Below are 18,818 nucleotides of genomic sequence, written 5' to 3' on the forward strand. Positions count from 1 at the left end.
AGCCCGGCATATCTGCGTCTGAACGAAACGGAGGGCCGACACATGCCTGGCTACGGAAATCCTGCACACAGCGCGATGATTGGTAACGCGGGCGGCATGATGGTTCTCGCTGCTGCGGGCGTCGGTTTTGCCAATGCTCTCGGCGACGCAATTGCGGCAACGGCACGTGCTCGATACGAGCGCCGATATGACGATGCCCTCACGTCCGCGACCCGCCATGCAAACGATATGGAAGAACTGGCGCAACTAGCGTTGACGATGCTCTCGGAACTTGAGGCCGACAACGCGCGCCTGCGCGCCGCATGCGCGCAACGTCAGCAAGCGCTCAACGTACTCAAAGGTCGCCGCGTATGATTTCAGATGATGAATGGGAGCGTCTCGCTGAAGTTTTCGGCTGGGAACTGCTCAACGAAAGACCAGATTTGGCTCCGGTCCTGCTTCGATACCTCGAGGAAAACAAATGAGAAAGCCCGCCGATTGGCGGGCTTTTCGTTAGGCGAGCCTGAATTCCTTGGAATGATCTGGCTTGCCGAGATGGGACTGTACACGCCAGATCATCTGCTCCTGCGGAGTCATTACCGCCCTCGGTGGCATCGCAGGCGTAGCTGGTTTCAGGGGGTTGGCGGACGTCATCACTGCGGGAACACCGAAAATTCCGTGTTCCTTCCCTTCCATCCACTTGCGGACCTTCGTAGGGCCTGCGCCAGCAAGAGCTTTGAGTTCGAGATCGTCCATCGTCAGAAGCGTGAGCCTCGCGTCTGCCGGAACGGCTGATAGATCGGTCGTTGCTCGAGCGGCTGGAGACGCGGCTGCGTATTTGACGACGCATTCGACGCTATCGCGATTGAAGCGCTGAGACGTCGCCTGAGCTTTGCGGTTAGCTTCGTACTCCTCAAGCAACTCCGTGCTCGTCATTGTTGGCGTGAACTCCGGGTTGGGCATCGCTCCACCACCGCCAAAAATTGCTCGGAAGGGCGACAGAACCAGGTTCTCAGCCCACCTCAGTCCACCGACCCCGATCTTGAAAAGCCGCGCTATTGCGGCCGCGAGTGCTCTAAACATCTTATGTCTCCCTGTCTTTGTTGACAGACACAGAGTTCTCCGATCGGCGGCAACCGACAAATCTGATCGCCGTATTTGTTTCGATCCGCCGGCCGTCGCACGATTGAATCGACCGATCCAGGTCGACAGGGAGACATCAATGACCATGCCATTCAACCGTACACGTCCATTTGCAGACCTCGCGCAAAACCCAAAGGCTGCCGCACCGATCAAGTCTCGTCCTGCCGCCGAACCGCCGACGATGATCGTCATCCTCAAGCGCCGCGAGGACGGAACCGTCTACGAGCGTTCCGCGCGTCCTGCCTTCATGTTTCGCGATCCGAAATCGCCGGCAGGCACGATCAAGCTCCCTGAAGGATATTACTGGCGCGACTCTGAAGAGCATCTTGCACGACGTCACGAGCTGGGTCTCGACTAGGCAAAGAAAAAGCCCGGGGAAAGAAACCCCGGGCTCGCGAACATCCAAGATGTTTCAGTCGATCGATCGGGCTTGATATCGGGAGACATCTGCTCGTTGATCGCCTGTATTCATAGTGCGGTCGGCCATTGCCCTGCACAAGTCCGCCGGCGGAAATTGTTTGAGAATAAAAGTCTTCGGCTTCACTTGCATACCCGAGATTTTCGACACACCATTTTGATAAGGAAACATTCTTGCGGTGAAGCATGTCATTCAAGGGCTGGAAATTTATCGATCTTTTTGCGGGCATCGGCGCATTTCATTTGGCCCTGAAAGCTGTAGGCGCGGACTGCGTCTTCGCGTCGGAAATCGATGAATGTGCCGCCAATGTCTACGAGCAGAACCACGGCCTGCGTCCAGCCGGCGACATCACAAAGATTGCCGAGACGGATATTCCAGCACACGACATCCTTTGCGCGGGCTTCCCGTGTCAGGCTTTCTCAATCGGAGGCCGTAAGCTGGGCTTCGAAGATACCCGCGGCACGCTCTTTTTCGAGATTGTTCGTATTGCGAAGCACCACAAGCCGCGCGTTATGTTTTTGGAGAATGTCCGAAATCTTGAAGCTCACGATGGCGGTCGGACGTTTGCAATGATGCGACAGTGCCTTCTGGACCTCGGATATTGCGTGCACAGCAAAGTCCTGGACGCATCGGACTACGGGTCCCCACAGAAGCGTGAACGCATCTTCATCGTTGCGTTGCGCGATGACATCAAACTCGAGCATCGGTTCTCTTGGCCTTGGAAGACAGTCGTTCAGTACTGCGTCGAGGATATGCTTGACCTCGACATCGTGAAGCCGATGTCCCAGGAGTTTATTCCGGAAAAAGATTTCGACGGTCGGAAAAACCGGATCGCACGTGTTGGACGGTTCGGCAACGGCGGCCAAGGATATCGTGTCTACGATCCCCGGGGCTTGGGAACAACGCTGTGCTCTGGCGGCGGAGGCGGTGGCGCGAACACGGGTGTCTATCTCGTGAACGGAGAGCCGAGAACTCTCACTGCGCGAGAATGCGCTCGGGTTTCGGGCTTTCCGGAGGACTTCATTCTTCATCCTCGCGAGCGTCAAGCGATCAGGCAATTCGGTAACTCGATCGTTGTCTCAGTTCTGCGAGCCATTATTGGCTCGACAGCCCACCAGGTATACGAATTCTATCGCTTGCAGCGACTATCTGGCGTCGAAGAGGCGCTTCACGGCCGCCAGCTTAACTCGGCAGTCCTCTCCCGCCTCAGTAAGCTTGATCATGAACCGCGCGACGTCGCGTTCCTTGAGCCAGACGGTTCCGGCAATAGGTTCGGCGTCGCAGGTCAGCAGGGAATTCGGGACTTCGACCATCCGCTCGACGACCTGGACGATGGTCTTGGGGGCCGTGGTAGTGCAGGATGTCAGGACATTGAATGCGACGATGGTGAAGACCACGATCCAGGCGAGACGTTTCGCGGTTTTCATTTCGCAACTCCAAACCTGGACTTCCTGAGAGCCTCAAGAAGTCCAGACCTTCGGCGAGGAGAACCTCGTCGACTTCGATCATCGCCTCGGGATTGTTCGGGTCGGGAACCATCGTGGGGACGGGGGGTTCCGTCGTCGCGATGAGAGGAAAACGGCCGGCAGAATCGTCAACGGATTCCGGCTGCACCGAGATGGCGCGCTTCGAAATCCCGACTCCTCTTTTTCTGATCTGCCGCATGCGGCTTCCTGAGAAATTGATCTTCAGGAAGCCTGACAAAGTGATCTGCAAGATTCAGCGCAGCCCCATCGGCCGGCGAAAACGCAAAAGGCCCCGAGGTTTCCCCCGGGGCCTTGGCTGTCGAAATCTAGTGCGTACGCGCCGGGTCCGCAGCTCCGTTGGCTTCAAGCGCCCCGTTGAAGCGGTTGAAGACCTGCTGGACGAAGTACAGCGTGAACTTCTCCATTTTCGCCATTTCCTCCTCATCGTCGCATTCGATGGAGCGAATGAGGATCGCCGCGAGGCAGGTGAGCGACATCAGCATTCCTTCTTGGTCGAAGCGGAACATGTCCGCGATCGCCCCGAAGGTGATGCCGCGCAAGGGCGTGATGGGGAAGACGTAGCGAGCACGCACCCCCTCCGCCAAGAACGTCTCCGCAAAGTCCGATGGAGGATTCGTCATGTCTACGAACGCGAAGCGGTGAGGCTTAACTGCGAACAGCGGAACATGGCAGATTGCATCCACTTCGTTCGCAAAAACCTCATCGAGGAATTTGCGAGCGACAGCCTCGCCAGGCTTGACCATTGCGAGCGCAGTATTGCGCACCGCCTCCAATTCAGGAGGGAAGTCGGCGAGGATGGACTTTGCAAGTTCGTAAGAGCTAGCGCAGTTGAGGGCCTTCTGCTTACGACGTGCGTGACGGTTGAGGTTGTTCAGCTTGGCCATGCCAAGTCCTTTCGATCCCGGATCGGTGCGATGATCCGGGCATGAGCTACAGGGTCGCACCTATTCGCTCATGGAAGGAAATGAAGTCAGACAATCGTCGGCTCCTCTAGTTCGTTTCGACGAGGAGGGGTCTATCCGGGGGCGGCCTAAGAGCCTGTAAAGATAACTGGTTACGAGGCCGGTGCAGACGTCGATCGGATTTTACAGTTCTTGCACTACAGCCCGGATTCCGCACGTATATCCGGGCTGTCTAATGCATGGGCGTCAGAAAAATGTTCCTTTAGGCAAGTTCGGCTTCATCGGCGTGGTGAATTATTTGCAAATCGTCACCGTCGAAGTCTCCCCTCGAAAGCGATCGGTCAGCGGTCCAGGTCCAACGATTTCGACATCGCCGTAGCATCGAGGACGACATCATCGTTGTCGTCAATGATATCAACCGCACAGTCTTCGAGGTCTCGATCACCGAAGTCAGATAATGAAAAAGAAAGACCCCGTGAGATTGGCGGGGTCTTTTCTGCCGGTCAATTTTAAGTTTCCGATCCGCCGCGCTGCGCCCAGGGCGGCAGATCGCCGTCGGTGCCGAGGAGAACTTGGCCGAACTCGTTTTGCAGGCTCTCGATCAGTGCGGTTTCGGTCCCATCGAGAGTATCTTGCCAGACAAGCCGCCAGTTGCGCCTGTATAAAGCCCACGCAGTCTCTCGGTCGATGGGGTCGCACGGATCGCGGTTCCAACACAACAGCTTCAGGCTCGGGAACTCGGCTGGGATGATCATGGTTGTCTCGCTGGAATAATCCCCTCGGGAAAAGCTGCATGCAGCTCGACCTCGGCGTTGATCGACACGATGGGCCACTCTTCGTCGTCACGAGGGACAAGGTCGAAACCCGGAAGCGCGGCGCTGCCGTCGAGCGCGACCAGCGTGGAAAACAAGAAGCCTGACAGGCGCTCTTGAACCGGATCGCCGTCGGGATTGCCAGCGCGGAGCTGCGCCTCGGGAATATCGCACCAGTACGCGACCATGGTGGCCAGATGTTGGAACAGGCGTTGGCGGGCTTCGGAGGGTGTGAGCATCGGCGTGTCGGGGCTCCATCTCGGGTCGGGGTGTTGTACCGCGAGAAGGAGACCGTGTCCGGGGCGCTTCTGAGACTAATCTATCCCCTATCGTTTCGTCTCCAATCGTGCGCTCATCGGTACACCCGAGCGATTTGCCGATGAAAAGAAACACTCCGCCTCCCACTAAGTCTTTATTTGCAATTCATGGGATGTTATCCGCGATCTGGGCTGATTGTGGGTTGAGGGAATCAAGTGACTTTTCGACAATATCAGCGACTGCTTTTGGTCGTAACTATACCGCTTATTCTAATGGGTGTGTTATTTGGAGAGGTAATTAATCAATACCCTTACAAATTTAGGGCGTTCCTTTGCGAGAAGATAGGGACTACCGAGTATTGCAATCACTTCGGAGATTTTTCCGGCAGCGCTTACGAAAGAGAGCAGAAGAAATCCGTAGCTTGGTTCGATGTTGAAGACGCTCCGTCAAAGAAGCCGTCGATGACCTACCTGGCATCTGCCAGTCAAAGGGCGCTCCAAGGCAGAATCACCAGCGCTACACCTCACGATTTGAACCCGCCAAATGCACAGGCGGACATGAGTCAGCTGGTCGGCAGGAACGCTGACATCGTTCTAGGAATGCGGCCGAAAGAACGTTCGAACGTCGCGGGTGAGCCAATAGTTCTGCGCTGCAACAGCGTAGCGTATCTCCCAGATGGGACGTTCATGTCGAGATGCTTCGACGAGAAATGGGATGGACGTGTTTTTTATACAGCATCTGGTGACAGCTTGGAAATGCTTCAGGTGCTCCGCAAAGAATTGAGCCAAGAAATCAGTGTATGGGAAAATGACCGCGTTCTGTATCGCGCGACAACATACTCGATGTTTCTGGTCGGCTTCTTGTTGATTTCTAGTGCCGTTTGGCTGTGCCGCAGGGCTTTCAGGTTTGTGAAGGCGGGCTGACTTATAGCCGAGGAGCCTGTCGCCTCATCGGAAACTGATGAGGCGAAGAGACTATCGTCTGACTGGGGAGTCGTAATGGAAAATGTAGTTGGATGGGTTGTCATCCTTGGAGCGCTCTATCTGTTCGTGCCGTCGTTCAGAAGAATGGTGAACGGGTGGATTGTTCAACTCGGCGACAAAGTCAAAGATGACGCGGAGCTACCGATCAAAAAGGAAGAGCCTGACGAGAAACTGGTCGAAGAGACAGCGCTTTTGATGTTCCGCATGCAGTTTCCCGACAACCCCGACAAAGACAAGGGTTTCGATGGGGTCTCTGAGGAAGGCAGGAATGCGATCCGTGCCTACTACACCAATCGTGCGCGAGCCTTCCTCGCCGGTGAGAACATGGACGATTACGACGCTGCGCTCAAGAACGGCACCAACTGACCGCTCGATAAAATTTGACACTTCGACTACATCCTCGCTTCAACCATACCGCGTACAATGGCAGTCTAGTATTGGGGGATAGGGATGTGCGACGTCGTGAAATTCAGTAAGCCAGTGGCGCAGCATACTAAGTCCTCCGACGGCTTCTCCAAGACACTCATCGCGGCGGTCGTCATCGCGTTTGGCGGAGGCGCGGCCGGTTATTACCTCCTCGGCGATATCCCGCTCGCCAAGGCGGCCGCGACCATCGCAAAGCCTCTAACGGCTTACGGTGTCTGTTCCGGCAGCGTGCGATATCATTGTGTAGTCGATGGAGACACAATCTGGATCGGTGGGCAGAAAATTCGTGTTGCCGACATCGACACGCCCGAGGTCAGTGAACCGCGCTGCGCATCGGAATTGGCGCTTGGCAACAGAGCTACGGCTCGCCTCGTCGAACTCGTAAACGAGGGGCCGTTCGAAATGCGAGCTTGGCCCGGGCGTGATGAGGACAAGTATGGGCGGAAGTTACGCGTTCTCGTCCGCGACGGTCGAAGCCTCGGTGATATCCTCGTAGCCGAAGGGCTTGCTAGGACGTGGACGGGACGTCGGCAGCCGTGGTGCTGACCACCACTCGCTAGGGAGGCCCGACGGAGCCTCGGACGAGGCATTGTCGAGGTCGCGCTGCGCCCAAGCCTCAGGCCACCATTCGCCCCAATCCTCCGGGCCGGGATCAGTCGATGTCATCGTAGGTATCCCAGCCAAATTCGTCCACGACGCGCTGATGCACGCGACGGGCGTCGGCGATTTGTCGAGCGTGCGTTCTAGTGATTGCTCGCTCCAAGCGGAGTCGAACTAGTCTTTTCCAGAATGCCGCTTTCGAGCGGTTTTGTTGAATTCCGATAATGAATGTTATCGGAACTCAGACACCTAAAATGGCCATATGAGTGATTGGAACCAGAGGGGCGTTAGCTTCCAAAGGCGGGCACCCTCAACACCTTCATTCTGCCAGTGTGACGACAACGGGATTTGCAGCACTTTGTAAGCAAGGCGCGACATACGACCGTGGATATCGGTTACGGCCCATGTTGACGCTACCGAAACGTGTTGTACGCTCCTAACCAAGGCTAGGGGCGTCATGAATAAAATCACATCATTTCCAACGAACAAGATGGCAAGCATCCTGGATAAGGAGCTTGCCGAACTTTCTGGAGACGCCTTCGGGCACAACCACTTTGCTGAGGTTCTCAAGAACCTGATCGAAGGAGAACATGCTCCGCCCTTCAGCATTGGGCTGCTCGGTTCCTGGGGTACCGGCAAAAGCACAATAAAGGAACTGTATCTCAAGTCGCTGGCCGACGACAAAACCGGACCGCGTGGCGAGCGCCGGACGGACAAAGTTCGTGCCATCACATTCAATGCTTGGCGCTACGGCGGCGAGCAAGACCTAAAGCGCGCGCTCCTACGACACGCATTCGCTGAACTTGGCGGTGATGACGACGCGCTCCGGCGCGAACTCTACAATCAGGTCTCGGCTGTTGCGCAGGTTAAGCGAGGTTGGTGGGAATGGTCTAAGGAGGCGCTGGTCCAAGTCACCGCTTCGCTTGTCCTATTCGGCGGCCTGCTACTTGCCTGCGTCGCAATCCTGACCGTTGCAGCTCTCTATCTTGGTGGCGCTGGAGCGCTCACCGCGAGTGCGGTAGTGGCTATCGCCGCTACCGTAGCAGCAATCTTAGGGAAGTACGTCGTCGACCTAAGGCTCCGTTCGCCTGCACTCTTCAACCCACAGACGACAATCAAATTCCCAACCACCAGCGCAGAGGAATATGAAAGGCTTTTGGTGAGCCAAATTGGCGAGTTCCGGAAAAGAAATAAAAGATGCGAGCGTTTGGTCGTCTTCGTGGACGACTTGGACCGCCTGTCTGCCACCGAAATGGTTTCCGGTTTGGACGCAATTCGGACCTTTCTTGAACTGTCGTCCAAGGCCGATAGCGATGATTTCGGTGTCATTTTCGTCATTTCTTGTGACGAAGACCGTGTTGCTGATGCCCTGTCGAAGAACCGAGGCCGTTTGGCGGAGCTGCCGGGTTCGGTTTTCACCCGTGCAGACGCTAGAAGGTATCTTGATCGCCTGTTTCAATTCCGCCTGGAAATTCCACCGTTCCCTAAGTTGGATATGCGGCAATTTGCGAGCGATAAATTGGGTTCGGCGGGCTCCATCGCAGAAGAGATCAGGGTTGCCAGTGGCGCGTCCCTGCAGGATGTCATCGAGCGGCTCATCCACGTGGGTGTCCAAAGTCCCAGAAACGCAATCCAGCTCATAAACGCTTACTCCCAGACGTGGTGGCTGGCCGTAAGGCGCGAACGCGATGGGGATAGCTCCAGATTGCCTGGTGGGCTGTATGCCGGGGCCGTCACCAAACATCCTATCGCGCTTGCTGCCCTATGTGTGCTCCGCGTAGACTTTCCCGATTTCTACAACGCGCTTCAAAAACGTCCCGAGCTAATTCAGGAATTCAACCGTTTCGTGCTTCGCGGGGAAGAAAGCATCGGGTTGGCACCCGCGGCGGAATTCGCCTTGAGGGAATTCCTTGTGGTGCGAGAAGAGAAGATTCAAAGTGAGGTGCGGCCGGAGCACCGGCAGCTTCGTCAGTTTCTAGCGAGCCTGTCAAGCGTGCGCTGGCCAAAATCGTTGCAACCGCTGTTGCTTCTGGCCGAGGACTCCACGAGTCGGAAGTTTGGTGATGGAGCTTCTGCTTTGAACGACGCCTTCGTGTCAGGTGATGTGACAGGCGTTCTCGAGGTGTTCGGCCGCCATCTGGACAACCGCCCGCTTGATCGCGACGACGTGCTGCTCTTGCGTGAATTGACCGAGGACTTGGCAGATGAGACGGAAGCCAGGCGCATAAATGGAGCTAGGGTACTTGCTGCGATTGCACCTCGAATCCCGTCGGAGTTCCGTAACGGAATTATGGTCCCGTTGGCCCGTAGCTTGATCCAACTTCCTCAAGTCCGAGTGAACGTTGGACCGAAGCAGGCGCGAACGGTGATTGAGACCCTTGGTCCCGAAGACCGTCGCGACGTCGCGGGTTGTTTCCTTACAGACCTCGTGACGCCACAGCAGGGGGAGTGGACACTGCCCAACGGCGAAACGCCGAATCTTGGGGAGCTGGTCGAGGTCGTGGAGGACGCCGTCTCGCTGGCGCTGGATGTCCGAGAATCTGATGGCCTCAATCCAACCACAGACAGGGTCCTTAGGGAATGGCTCTTGGTTCGAGGCGTTACGGCAAAGGAAGGAACGACAACGCTGCCGTTCCGCACGTTGGAGGCGTGGGTCGAGGAGCAGGCTAGGGGGCTCATTACGCTTCTCGGAGCAGACTACGTCGACCGATGCATAGTGGAACTCAAAGTTCCGAAACCGCAAATCGCCAATTTACCTCGAACGCTGACGACCATTCGAAGTATCCATCTGGTTCAGGAGCGGGGGGGGCAGGAAAGCCGCGAAATCGTTTGGAAGCAGCTAACATCGATGGTGGCTCTCCGTCCCAAGGACGCAGTCGCCGCTGCTTGGGAAACGGCTTCGACATATGCGAGTAGCGCGTCGGCCGACCAAGCAAACGCGTACCTTCATTCGTTCTCAGATCGGCTCGTCAAAGAACTAAAAGACGACAAAGCATGGCCACTGGATTGGAGAGCCGGTTCGAGCTACTTCCTCGACCTTTTTGGGGGATGGGCTAGCGCGCTTAACAAGGGCACCGCCGAAGCGCTTCTTCCATTGCTGATGGAGTGGGCGGAAAATGATGACCTCGCTGCCCAATTTGAGCGTGCGGCAGAAATCATGAGAACCGAGCACCTCGAAGCATGGCAGTCGTTGATCAACCAGCTTGTAGCCCTGCCAATTAAGGGGCTTAGCGAAGAGGCCCTTCAGTATATCGCCCGCAGCCTTGCGAAATTTTCGGACGACCAGAAGGCAACATGGGTCACCCAGCTTTCCGCCGCACTTAACAAATCTCCGTCGGATGATGATGAGGTTGATCGCTACCGCAAGATCATCGAGGCATCTGATGTGGCTGAATGGTCCACCACGCCATTGCAAGCCCATGCCCAATCGTTGGCTGACCGCGTGAGTAATTCGGCCGGGCAGCCCAAGGTGGTCGGCGCGTTCTTTCCGTCGGCTCTGCACTTGATGCCTGCTCTTCCAAAGAGTTCGTCGGGAAACAGTCTCTACACGATGCTCGAGCAGGCCTTCGGGATTCCGGAGAGCTACATCACTCTTCATCGGGAGATCAAAGGGAAGTGGCCAACACCAGGAAGCGAGGTTGGGATGTTCGACGGCGATTATTTGTCGGCAAGGGCCATCCAATTCATTCAGGCTCAGCCTTCCGTCGAAGGAATTGGACACGTCTTTGAGTCGTTGGTCGAGATGGTCGATAAGAGGATCGCGTCCGAGACATCGCGACCTGCAATCGCTGGCTTAGTGCCTCTAATCTGGTCGTGGGCACCGGATTCCGTAGTCGCTAGTCTTAGTTCTATCGTCGGGTCAATTGCCCCAACTCAAGTCGCGTCTGCCTTCGCCGGCAGTAAACCGGAACCCAATGAGGCAAAGCAGATCGCTCAAGCGATCGCGGTTGATGCCGACAGCGGTCGTCGCGTTGCGATCACCAAAGCTATCCTCGCGTCCCAACCCACTGCCTTTGAGGGGCAGCCGGATGGTTCACTGTGGATTTGGGCTGAGGCGTTGGGCAATGAGTTTGCGGCCACATTCCGCGACGTTCTGACCGATCCGCTCATCACTGATGATCAAGCCCAGCGTCTTATCGCCCAGGTCCTCGAAAGGAAGCACTCGCTTGGCCAACAGTTTTTCGTCACCAATCTGGCGCTACTCCTGACGTTCGCTGGGCGCGTAAAGGCAAATACGCTTGCGTTCTCCCAGATCGACGAGATCGCGGCGCTCGCGCGCAATCAAAGTCAGCGGAGTTCCACGGCGAACGCGTTTATCTCTATCCTTCCATCCTGTTCGGTTGCTCAGATCAGAATGGTGGCTCCCCTGGTGCGAGACTTAGGCGGAACCGCGAGCCTGGAGAAGAACTCCTCGGTGCTGGCGGAGCTGGATGATGAACAGCTCGCGGCTGTTGCTGAAGAGTTTCCTGAATCGAGGCCACTGCAGAAAGTACTGGATCAGCGCGCGAAGGAGGAATGATGGGATCGGCGGGTCATCGACCATCACCGCATGACGACCTTACGTTCTGCAATCGGAGGGGGATGTTGCACTCTCGAAGAGCGTTCGCCGCTTGGTCAGCAGGAAAGCCCCCGGCACGTATAGACGCCGAGGGCTTGGAGAGACTTGGAGGTCGAAAAAATCTCATGTCCTGACTGGTTTTGGTCGCCTCGCAACGCATATAGGTAGACGAGAGAGACCGTCATTTTAGTCAGTATCGAGGTTGTAGTGGGCGCTTCTGATCTAGTCGAACAACTCGCGAAAATCCTTCCTGTGAGCCAGATTTACGGGGACCTTCTGTCCCCGGCGATGAAGCAACTGGGTTACACGCTCGAAGATGTCGTTAAATGCCTTCGCCTTGCGACGTTTCCGATTCAAGTCGGTTCCGCCTCGCAGGCCCAGCTAGAGAACTTCCTTCGTTCGGCCGTCGAACGGGTACCTGAGGAGAAGCGGGTGCTTCCCGCTCCTCAGATACTCGGGCCCGTCATCGAGGCCGTGCGTTACGAGCCTGCTGGCACGGAAATCGAGGCAATGTTTGCGGAACTGCTCAGCAGAAGTATGGATTTCGAAAATCTGGGGGACGCGCACCCAGCCTTTCCACTTCTAATCCGCCAGCTTTCTATTGACGAAGCGCGCATTATCAAGGCGATCGTGCAAAGCCGCCTGGACCAAATTCCATTTCAACGCATCAACGTTTTCCGTTTTGAAGGGAGTAAATCCTATCTGGAGAGCGTTGAGCGCGACGACTTTCCGGTAGCTGAGCTCATTTATCCGCGGCGGCTCAATTTCTATATAGACCATCTCTGGTCTCTTGGACTCGCAGGAATTTTCAACACTGACCACGAGGCAATCCCTAAAACGGATCAGCAAACTGGAAGTCGGCAGTCTTATGAGTATCGGCTGACGGACCTCGGCGATCTTCTCGCGAAAGCCTCCCTGCCGAGGCTTTGATGCCTGCCGGCAGGAACGAACGACGCAATCGTCAGGTTCGTAAAACGATCATGGCTTCGGCTCAGCCGGCCACCATGAGGCAGACAGTTTAAATCCTATCGGCTCCGCGTCGGAATATCTTGCGGTTTCCTCCGCAGGAGGTGCAATCACCTCCCCACTCCGATTCGCCTGTCCCTTTGCAGGTAGGACAGCGGACCAGGTCAAATTCGCTCCAGTCGGTTCGGTCTGAGTCTTGCTTGAGCAGTTTTCCCCCGCCGCCACATGGCGGGCAGTCAAATCCGTCAAATCGACCTGTGCCCTCGCACAACCTACATTCGACGTGGCTGTAATCCGACAAGTCTATTTGTTCGGCGCGGCGTGCTTCCATCTGCTTCTCACCGCCACATGCCTGGCATAGCTCCCTGTCATAATGCCCAGTGCCTTCGCAAAGAGGGCAATCGACCAAATCATATCGCCGCGGATCGATGCTATCAGCGTACCTTCTCTCCATTCGGGCATCCCCGTCACATTCAGGGCAGGTATCGCCGCGAAGTCGGCCTGAGCCGTCACAGACAGGGCATTCAACGAGGTCGAACTGGGCAAGGTCAATCTTGTCTTCGTCCTCTCTGTCGATCACTCCATCGCTCTGACAAACTGGGCAATCCATATGATTATGACGACCGCTGCCACGACAGAGTGGGCAGTCTACTTGCCCGGTCGCTGCTAGGTACTCAGCACGTGCTTCATCGGCTTCTTCTTTCAAGCTCACAAGAGAAGATGGGTTCTTAACCGAAGCCTTGGCCGCCGACGTGGAGACTTTTTCCGCGAGTGTCTTCAGAGGAGCCGAGGTCTCGTCGCTTCCATGCGACTTGGCTGTAATTGCCGTTTTGGCCACGCTAGCGAGCTCTTTCAGGTCTATTGAAGCGAGGGCCTCAATGCCGCCCTGCGCTTCCTTGAGGCTGGCGTTCGCCAGCATCTCCGTCGCGCCTTCGATGAGGCGGATCAGATCGAGTATGCCCTTGTCGAGGGCATACTCGTGCCTCAACATGCGAAGCTTTCTGTCGACCAAGACCTCCTTCATGGCCTTTGCGACGTGCATTTTGACGTTGCTTACTTGCGCGACGTCATCGACGACGGTGTGGTGGTTGGGGCAGAGCCACAGCAGATTTTCGGGATGATGGCTGTGGCTGGTTGAGACAGCCTCGAGGTGTGCGGCCTCGCCGGCGGACTCGAATCCGCAGATCGCGCAGACCGCTGCCGCTTCCAGCATAATCTCGTTTCTGATTTTGCCTGGCAGCTTCGGACGCTATGCGTTCGGAGGTTTTGGCCAATGCTGGCGCAAATAGCTGTTGAAGGCGTCCAGGTCTTTCTTTTGATACCAGCGACCGCCACAGTCCTCGACACAGGCCAGCTTGGTACTTTCCTTGTATTTTACGGCGTGTTTCGTGAAGTGGACGAGAAGCTCCGGCGACATCCTCATATAGATGGCGCTTTCGATCTCAGATAGCCGCGAGACCTTCGCAGTTTTCTTTGGCGGCTTCACGATAGACTCCTCTTTGTCGACGGAGGTTCTAGCAAGTCCAACGCATCGAGGGGAAGCCAAAAAGCCGGTTTCTTGTCGACAAACGCTCTTTCGCAAGGCTCGGTATTGAGAAATCTGCATTCTCGAACGTCCGCAGACCCGAACTGCATCTATTCTGCGCGGCGAACCTTTATACGGTGTAGAGCCGAACTAATGCACTAGCCACGAGGCTCATGGAGTGCTCGGTAATACGCATTGCGACGCAGAAATCTCGTCGCAATGCGTGACCGGTGCCCTAAGCTTGGACTTGGTAGCCAGCTGCGGCCATCACTCGCAGAAGCTCCTTGTGGCCCTTCTTCGCCATTTCCAGAGGCGGGTTCTTGACCGGGTCTTGCTCGGCTTCCACGACGAACCATCCCTCATAGCCGTAGGACGCCAGACGCCTCACGATGACCTCGAAATCCAGGCTACCATCTCCGGGCACCGTGAACGCTCCCTTGATCACCGCGTCCAAGAAACTCTCTTTGGTCCGATCCAGCCCGTTGATCACGTCGAGGCGGACGTCCTTCGTGTGAACGTGGGTAATGCGGCCATGATGTTTGTCGATGACGCGGAGAACATCGCCGCCAGCGAACGCCATGTGACCGGTGTCAAACAGCAGCGGAAGAGCGTCGCCCGAATGCTTCATCAAAAGATCAAGCTCATGCTCGGTTTCAATCGGGGCCGCCATATGGTGGTGGTAGGAGATCGGCATCCCTTGCTCGGCGCACCATTCCGCGAACTCGGTCATCTTGCGACCGTAGACCTTCACTTCATCTTCCGTGAGCTTTCGCTTGGTGGCCAGCGGCGCGGTACGGTCACCCTGGATAGTGCCGGCCGTTTCGCCATAGACGATGCAGGGTGCGTTCACTGCTTTGAACAGCTCCATCTGCTGCGCAATTCGGTCTTTCTCTGCTTCAATGTTGCCGTCGAGAAGAAGGCCTGAAAACCAGCCGCCGCACACACTGATACCGTATTGATTGAGAATAGGCGTCAGGATCGTTGGGTCCATCGGAAAGCGGCGACCAGTTTCCATTCCGGTAAAACCGGCTTCGCTGGCTTCCGCTAGGCAACCCTCAAGCGAGATATCGCTGCTGATCTCCGCGAGATCGTCATTCCACCAAGCAATTGGCGCGATTCCCAGTTTAGCCTTCATGCGACCCTCCTCCATTAGCGGTCAATATGATCAAACTCGTCGTGATCCGCTCCTACAGAATATATATTGACAGATCAAGAAATTTGCAAAAAATGTTGCAAACTTGTTGCGAGCTACCGTCGGCATCAGGCGAGACAGCAGCTATCGAATTTCCGAGGAGGGTGGAGGAGACCTTGCTTGACCTAATCTTGCTGACATTCCGTCGCCATTAGCGGCAACCCCTTACACTATCCGATCACACCTCCGAGCTTATAAGCAGGGTGCTAAGCCGCGCCTATACGCGTGCACGAGGCCGATACGCTCCACAATCAAAGGATTGACCAGATGAAAAACAAACTTCGGCTCGGGCTCATTGGATCGGGCTTCATGGGGAAAACCCACGTATTCGGCTTTGCCGCAGCCGAAAGGGTCTTCGAGCTTCACTATGACGTCGAATTTGCCTGTATCGCCGACGTAAGTATTGCGCAGGCCGAAGCTGCCCGGTCTGCTCTTGGCTTTGCCCAATCGACGGACGACTGGCGTACGATGGTCAACGATCCCTCGATTGACATCATAGATATCACAGCTCCCAACGCGCTTCACAAGGAAATGGCGCTCGCGGCCATTGCGGCGGGGAAGCATGTCTACTGCGAGAAGCCGCTGGCTCCCTTAGCCGCTGACGCCCGGGAGATGACCGAGGCCGCAGAACGCGCCGGGATCAAGACACAGGTCGGCTTTAACTACCTCTGCAATCCGATGATCGTCCTTGCAAAGCAGATGATTGCCGCTGGCGAACTTGGCGATATTCGTGGCTATCGTGGTCTTCATGCCGAAGACTACATGGTCGACGAAAGCAGCCCGTTCACTTTCCGACACGATCCCGCAGGTGGCGGAGCGCTGGCAGATATCGGCAGCCACGCGCTGGCGACAGCAGAGTTCCTGCTCGGGCCAATCAGCAAGGTTATGGGCGATTGTGTTACGATGATCCACGATCGACCGGACGGGCGAGGCGGCCGCAAGACTGTTACGACGGACGACGTGACACGGGCATTCGTTCGATTTGAGAACGGCGCTAGCGGATCGATCGAGGGCAACTGGATCGCTACCGGCCGCAAGATGCAGCACGATTTCGAGGTCTACGGGACAAAGGGAGCGATTTCGTTCACACAAGAAAGGTTCAACGAGCTGCATTTCTACTCGACGGCGGACGCCAAGGGACGCCAGGGCTTTCGCAAGATCGAAGCAGGGCCTGACCATGCACCCTACGGCCGCTTTTGCGTCGCTCCAGGGCATCAACTCGGTTTCAATGACCTAAAAGCCATCGAAGTGGCTGGTTACATCGAGGCAATCGCGGGTGCGCGACCCGAACCTTTCAACTTCCGGGCGGGCCTGAGAATTCAGACGGTAATCGAGGCGATCCAGCGTTCGTCGCGCGAACAGTCCTGGTTGACGGTGGAGTAGATCATGCAGGAGGAGAAGCGCGGACGCACTTCGAATATTCAACTTCCCAAGCCGAGCCGTCCCATACGCATGGGCATTGTCGGAGGAAGCGGCGGCTTCATCGGTCCCGTCCATGCAATCGCGGCTCGGATGGATAATCGCTATCAGCTGGTTGCGGGCGCATTGTCTTCCAATCCGGAAACGGCGCAGCGAGCAGGGGCGGAGTGGTTTATATCGCCTGAACGGTGCTACGCGAGCTATCAAGATATGGCCCGAAAGGAAGCCGATCGGCCGGACGGTATTGAGGTCGTGGCGATAACCACCCCGAATTTCACCCACCATGACATCGCGAGGACGTTCCTCGAGGCCGGTATTCACGTCGTGTGCGACAAACCTATAACGACGGCGTTGGAAGACGCGAGGGACCTGGTTCAGCGGGCTGCGGATTCCGATCTCCTGTTTGCTGTTCCCCACGCTTTCGCTGCCTATCCCATGGTGCGACAAGCCCAAGCGATGATCGCGAATGGTGAGCTCGGAGAAATCCGGTTGGTGCATGTCGAGTTTGTCATGGACTGGCTCACCCGCCCGATCGACCAGACCGGAGATGGGCAGGCAGCTTGGCGTACTGACCCCAAAAGGTCGGGCCCTGGTGGCGCGATTGCCGACATCGGTACGCACGCATGGCATTTGGCGCAGTTCGTATCTGGCCAGCGGGTCACCGAGTTACTGGCCGATATCGACTCCCTCGTTCCCGGACGTAGACTTGACGACAACGCTCACGTCTTGCTCCGCTTCGAAAACGGCGCGCGGGGCACCATGATCATTACCCAGGTTGCCCCGGGCAATGACTGCGGTCTGCGAATTCGAGTCTATGGGACCGACGGTGGGATCGAATGGCGACAGGACGACGTGAACGTCTTGCGGCACACCCCGACGGATGAAGCCCCGCGACTCCTGTCGAAGGGAAACACCGGTCTTCTGCCCGAATCCTATCTGATGACCCGGGTCCCGAAAGGGCATCCTGAAGGTTATCTGGAAGGATTCGCGAACGTCTATTCCGAAGTCGCCGTTGCGATAGAAGCAAAGCGGGAGAAACGATTGGTCGATGTTCCGCTGTTCTTCGCGACAGCCGTTGAGGGACTGGCCGGTGTGGCTTTTGTGGAAGCCGCATTAGCCTCGCAAGCCGGCGGCAACGTATGGGTTGATCCCGGTCGCTATATCAAAGGGGATTTCCGATGAGTATTGGAATTGGTGTCATTGGGGCAGGGGTGATGGGCGCAGATCATGCACGCATCATTCGCGAAGAGATATCTGGCGCGCACCTAGCGATGGTCGCCGATCAGGACGTTGGGCGCGCCGAATTGGCGGCAAAAGGTGCCCGCACGACGAACGATCCGTCGGCACTCGTATATGATCACTCGGTTGACGCGGTACTGATTGCTTCTCCTGATAGCACGCATTTCGGTCTGCTCAAGGCAGCGCTTGCAGCGGGGAAACCTGTACTTTGCGAAAAACCTCTCTCCACAACGTCCAAAGAGGCGCTTGAAATCGTTCGACTGGAACGAAGATTGGGTCGATCGTTGGTCCAAACGGGGTACATGCGAAGGTTTGATCCCTCCTATCGCGCCATGAAAGGCAAGTTGAGGGCTGGAGAACTGGGCACGGTCCGGATGCTTCATTGCAGCCACCGCAATGCGTCGGCTCCACCGTGGTTTGTGGGAGCGATGCCCGTCACCAACACCTTGGTTCACGAGATCGACATATGCCGCTGGCTGCTCGACGACGAGCTCATTGCTGTTAACGCAATCCCGACCAAAGATAAGGACCCCGCGCTGTTTGTTTTCGAAACCGCAGGCGGCACGGTGATTTCGGTCGAAGTCTTCATGAACGCCACCTACGGCTATCATGTGCAGGCCGAGGCGGTATGCTCGAATGGTACCGTCTCGCTCGCCGAGCCAACGGCAAAGCGGCTGCGTGTCAATGGCGGCGAACAGACTTCGTATCCGCAGAACTGGATTCCCAGATTCGCTGACGCCTATCGTATCCAGAACCAGAAATGGGTCACCGCGATCGCCAACGGCAACATCGCGGAAGGAGCAGCAACGTCGTGGGATGGTTTCGCAGCAACCTTCATCGCTGAGCAGGTGCTCATTGCGTTGGAGACGCGGCAGCGGGTGGAAATCAACTTTCCTCTCGCGTGAAAGCAA

Annotated in this window: 18 protein-coding genes; 11 read left to right on the top strand and 7 right to left on the bottom strand. The window is 56.5% G+C overall.

Annotated elements, in window-relative coordinates:
* The first annotated feature begins 42 nt into the window (after positions 1–42).
* Complete coding sequence (locus ACODTZ_RS22445) at positions 43–354, top strand: hypothetical protein (protein ID WP_489028159.1); 312 nt, start codon at positions 43–45, stop codon at positions 352–354.
* 138 nt (positions 355–492) lie between these two features.
* Here the strand turns inward: ACODTZ_RS22445 and ACODTZ_RS22450 are convergent, their stop codons facing one another.
* On the bottom strand, positions 493–1,062 hold the full coding sequence (locus ACODTZ_RS22450) for a hypothetical protein (RefSeq protein ID WP_489028161.1): 570 nt from the start codon (positions 1,060–1,062) through the stop codon (positions 493–495).
* Between the two features lie 139 nt (positions 1,063–1,201).
* On the opposite strand from ACODTZ_RS22450, the gene ACODTZ_RS22455 reads away from it, so the two are divergent.
* Entirely contained in the window at positions 1,202–1,480 is a 279-nt protein-coding gene (locus ACODTZ_RS22455) for a hypothetical protein (protein ID WP_489028163.1), read from the top strand.
* Positions 1,481–1,725: 245 nt separating this feature from the next.
* Positions 1,726–3,111 carry a DNA (cytosine-5-)-methyltransferase gene (gene dcm, locus ACODTZ_RS22460; RefSeq protein ID WP_489028165.1) on the top strand — a complete coding sequence of 462 codons (1,386 nt, stop codon included), beginning with the start codon at positions 1,726–1,728 and terminating at the stop codon, positions 3,109–3,111.
* 221 nt (positions 3,112–3,332) lie between these two features.
* Here the strand turns inward: dcm and ACODTZ_RS22465 are convergent, their stop codons facing one another.
* The 3 genes from ACODTZ_RS22465 to ACODTZ_RS22475 all read right to left on the bottom strand — a co-directional run bounded on the left by ACODTZ_RS22465 (position 3,333) and on the right by ACODTZ_RS22475 (position 4,980).
* Complete coding sequence (locus ACODTZ_RS22465) at positions 3,333–3,911, bottom strand: hypothetical protein (protein ID WP_489028167.1); 579 nt, start codon at positions 3,909–3,911, stop codon at positions 3,333–3,335.
* A gap of 527 nt (positions 3,912–4,438) precedes the next feature.
* The gene (locus tag ACODTZ_RS22470; RefSeq protein ID WP_489028169.1) at positions 4,439–4,684 is read right to left on the bottom strand and encodes a hypothetical protein; all 246 of its coding nucleotides are present in this window, start codon (positions 4,682–4,684) and stop codon (positions 4,439–4,441) included.
* Positions 4,681–4,980 carry a hypothetical protein gene (locus tag ACODTZ_RS22475; RefSeq protein ID WP_489028171.1) on the bottom strand — a complete coding sequence of 100 codons (300 nt, stop codon included), beginning with the start codon at positions 4,978–4,980 and terminating at the stop codon, positions 4,681–4,683. Before ACODTZ_RS22475 ends, ACODTZ_RS22470 begins: the two co-directional genes overlap by 4 nt.
* Before the next feature lie 234 nt (positions 4,981–5,214).
* Here ACODTZ_RS22475 and ACODTZ_RS22480 point away from each other — a divergent pair, with 234 nt between their 5' ends.
* From ACODTZ_RS22480 to ACODTZ_RS22500, 5 genes are all read left to right on the top strand, one after another.
* Positions 5,215–5,922 carry a hypothetical protein gene (locus ACODTZ_RS22480; RefSeq protein ID WP_489028173.1) on the top strand — a complete coding sequence of 236 codons (708 nt, stop codon included), beginning with the start codon at positions 5,215–5,217 and terminating at the stop codon, positions 5,920–5,922.
* A 75-nt stretch (positions 5,923–5,997) separates the two neighbouring features.
* Positions 5,998–6,348, top strand: coding sequence for a hypothetical protein (locus tag ACODTZ_RS22485; protein WP_489028175.1), 351 nt, complete (start codon positions 5,998–6,000; stop codon positions 6,346–6,348).
* 96 nt (positions 6,349–6,444) lie between these two features.
* Complete coding sequence (locus ACODTZ_RS22490; protein WP_489028177.1) at positions 6,445–6,954, top strand: thermonuclease family protein; 510 nt, start codon at positions 6,445–6,447, stop codon at positions 6,952–6,954.
* A 511-nt stretch (positions 6,955–7,465) separates the two neighbouring features.
* Positions 7,466–11,527, top strand: coding sequence for a KAP family P-loop NTPase fold protein (locus ACODTZ_RS22495; RefSeq protein WP_489028179.1), 4,062 nt, complete (start codon positions 7,466–7,468; stop codon positions 11,525–11,527).
* 246 nt (positions 11,528–11,773) lie between these two features.
* Positions 11,774–12,496 carry an Abi-alpha family protein gene (locus ACODTZ_RS22500; protein WP_489028181.1) on the top strand — a complete coding sequence of 241 codons (723 nt, stop codon included), beginning with the start codon at positions 11,774–11,776 and terminating at the stop codon, positions 12,494–12,496.
* A gap of 88 nt (positions 12,497–12,584) precedes the next feature.
* On the opposite strand, the gene ACODTZ_RS22505 is transcribed toward ACODTZ_RS22500, so the two are convergent.
* From ACODTZ_RS22505 to iolE, 3 genes are all read right to left on the bottom strand, one after another.
* Positions 12,585–13,745 carry a hypothetical protein gene (locus ACODTZ_RS22505; RefSeq protein ID WP_489028183.1) on the bottom strand — a complete coding sequence of 387 codons (1,161 nt, stop codon included), beginning with the start codon at positions 13,743–13,745 and terminating at the stop codon, positions 12,585–12,587.
* A 36-nt stretch (positions 13,746–13,781) separates the two neighbouring features.
* Positions 13,782–14,018, bottom strand: a complete 237-nt coding sequence (locus ACODTZ_RS22510) for a hypothetical protein (protein ID WP_489028185.1) — start codon at positions 14,016–14,018, stop codon at positions 13,782–13,784.
* Between the two features lie 274 nt (positions 14,019–14,292).
* A complete protein-coding gene (iolE, locus tag ACODTZ_RS22515) occupies positions 14,293–15,192 on the bottom strand; it encodes a myo-inosose-2 dehydratase (protein WP_489028187.1) in 900 nt (299 codons plus the stop codon).
* A 324-nt stretch (positions 15,193–15,516) separates the two neighbouring features.
* On the opposite strand from iolE, the gene ACODTZ_RS22520 reads away from it, so the two are divergent.
* The 3 genes from ACODTZ_RS22520 to ACODTZ_RS22530 are packed head-to-tail and all read left to right on the top strand — an operon-like array spanning position 15,517 to position 18,812.
* Entirely contained in the window at positions 15,517–16,632 is a 1,116-nt protein-coding gene (locus ACODTZ_RS22520) for a Gfo/Idh/MocA family protein (protein WP_489028453.1), read from the top strand.
* A 3-nt stretch (positions 16,633–16,635) separates the two neighbouring features.
* Positions 16,636–17,850: a Gfo/Idh/MocA family protein gene (locus ACODTZ_RS22525; RefSeq protein WP_489028189.1), complete on the top strand. Its 1,215-nt coding sequence runs from the start codon at positions 16,636–16,638 to the stop codon at positions 17,848–17,850.
* Entirely contained in the window at positions 17,847–18,812 is a 966-nt protein-coding gene (locus ACODTZ_RS22530) for a Gfo/Idh/MocA family protein (protein WP_489028191.1), read from the top strand. The genes ACODTZ_RS22525 and ACODTZ_RS22530 overlap by 4 nt, the downstream gene beginning before the upstream one ends.
* The last annotated feature ends 6 nt before the right edge of the window (positions 18,813–18,818 follow it).

The organism is Rhizobium sp. FG113 (assembly GCF_057809895.1).

What these genes read in the sequence shown, in the direction of transcription:
- ACODTZ_RS22445 (WP_489028159.1), top strand. Translation starts at nt 43, where the DNA reads ATGCCTGGCTACGGAAATCCTGCACACAGCGCGATGATTGGTAACGCG.
- ACODTZ_RS22450 (WP_489028161.1), bottom strand. Translation starts at nt 1,062, where the DNA reads ATGTTTAGAGCACTCGCGGCCGCAATAGCGCGGCTTTTCAAGATCGGG.
- ACODTZ_RS22455 (WP_489028163.1), top strand. Translation starts at nt 1,202, where the DNA reads ATGACCATGCCATTCAACCGTACACGTCCATTTGCAGACCTCGCGCAA.
- dcm (WP_489028165.1), top strand. Translation starts at nt 1,726, where the DNA reads ATGTCATTCAAGGGCTGGAAATTTATCGATCTTTTTGCGGGCATCGGC.
- ACODTZ_RS22465 (WP_489028167.1), bottom strand. Translation starts at nt 3,911, where the DNA reads ATGGCCAAGCTGAACAACCTCAACCGTCACGCACGTCGTAAGCAGAAG.
- ACODTZ_RS22470 (WP_489028169.1), bottom strand. Translation starts at nt 4,684, where the DNA reads ATGATCATCCCAGCCGAGTTCCCGAGCCTGAAGCTGTTGTGTTGGAAC.
- ACODTZ_RS22475 (WP_489028171.1), bottom strand. Translation starts at nt 4,980, where the DNA reads ATGCTCACACCCTCCGAAGCCCGCCAACGCCTGTTCCAACATCTGGCC.
- ACODTZ_RS22485 (WP_489028175.1), top strand. Translation starts at nt 5,998, where the DNA reads ATGGAAAATGTAGTTGGATGGGTTGTCATCCTTGGAGCGCTCTATCTG.
- ACODTZ_RS22495 (WP_489028179.1), top strand. Translation starts at nt 7,466, where the DNA reads ATGAATAAAATCACATCATTTCCAACGAACAAGATGGCAAGCATCCTG.
- ACODTZ_RS22505 (WP_489028183.1), bottom strand. Translation starts at nt 13,745, where the DNA reads ATGCTGGAAGCGGCAGCGGTCTGCGCGATCTGCGGATTCGAGTCCGCC.
- iolE (WP_489028187.1), bottom strand. Translation starts at nt 15,192, where the DNA reads ATGAAGGCTAAACTGGGAATCGCGCCAATTGCTTGGTGGAATGACGAT.
- ACODTZ_RS22520 (WP_489028453.1), top strand. Translation starts at nt 15,517, where the DNA reads ATGAAAAACAAACTTCGGCTCGGGCTCATTGGATCGGGCTTCATGGGG.
- ACODTZ_RS22525 (WP_489028189.1), top strand. Translation starts at nt 16,636, where the DNA reads ATGCAGGAGGAGAAGCGCGGACGCACTTCGAATATTCAACTTCCCAAG.
- ACODTZ_RS22530 (WP_489028191.1), top strand. Translation starts at nt 17,847, where the DNA reads ATGAGTATTGGAATTGGTGTCATTGGGGCAGGGGTGATGGGCGCAGAT.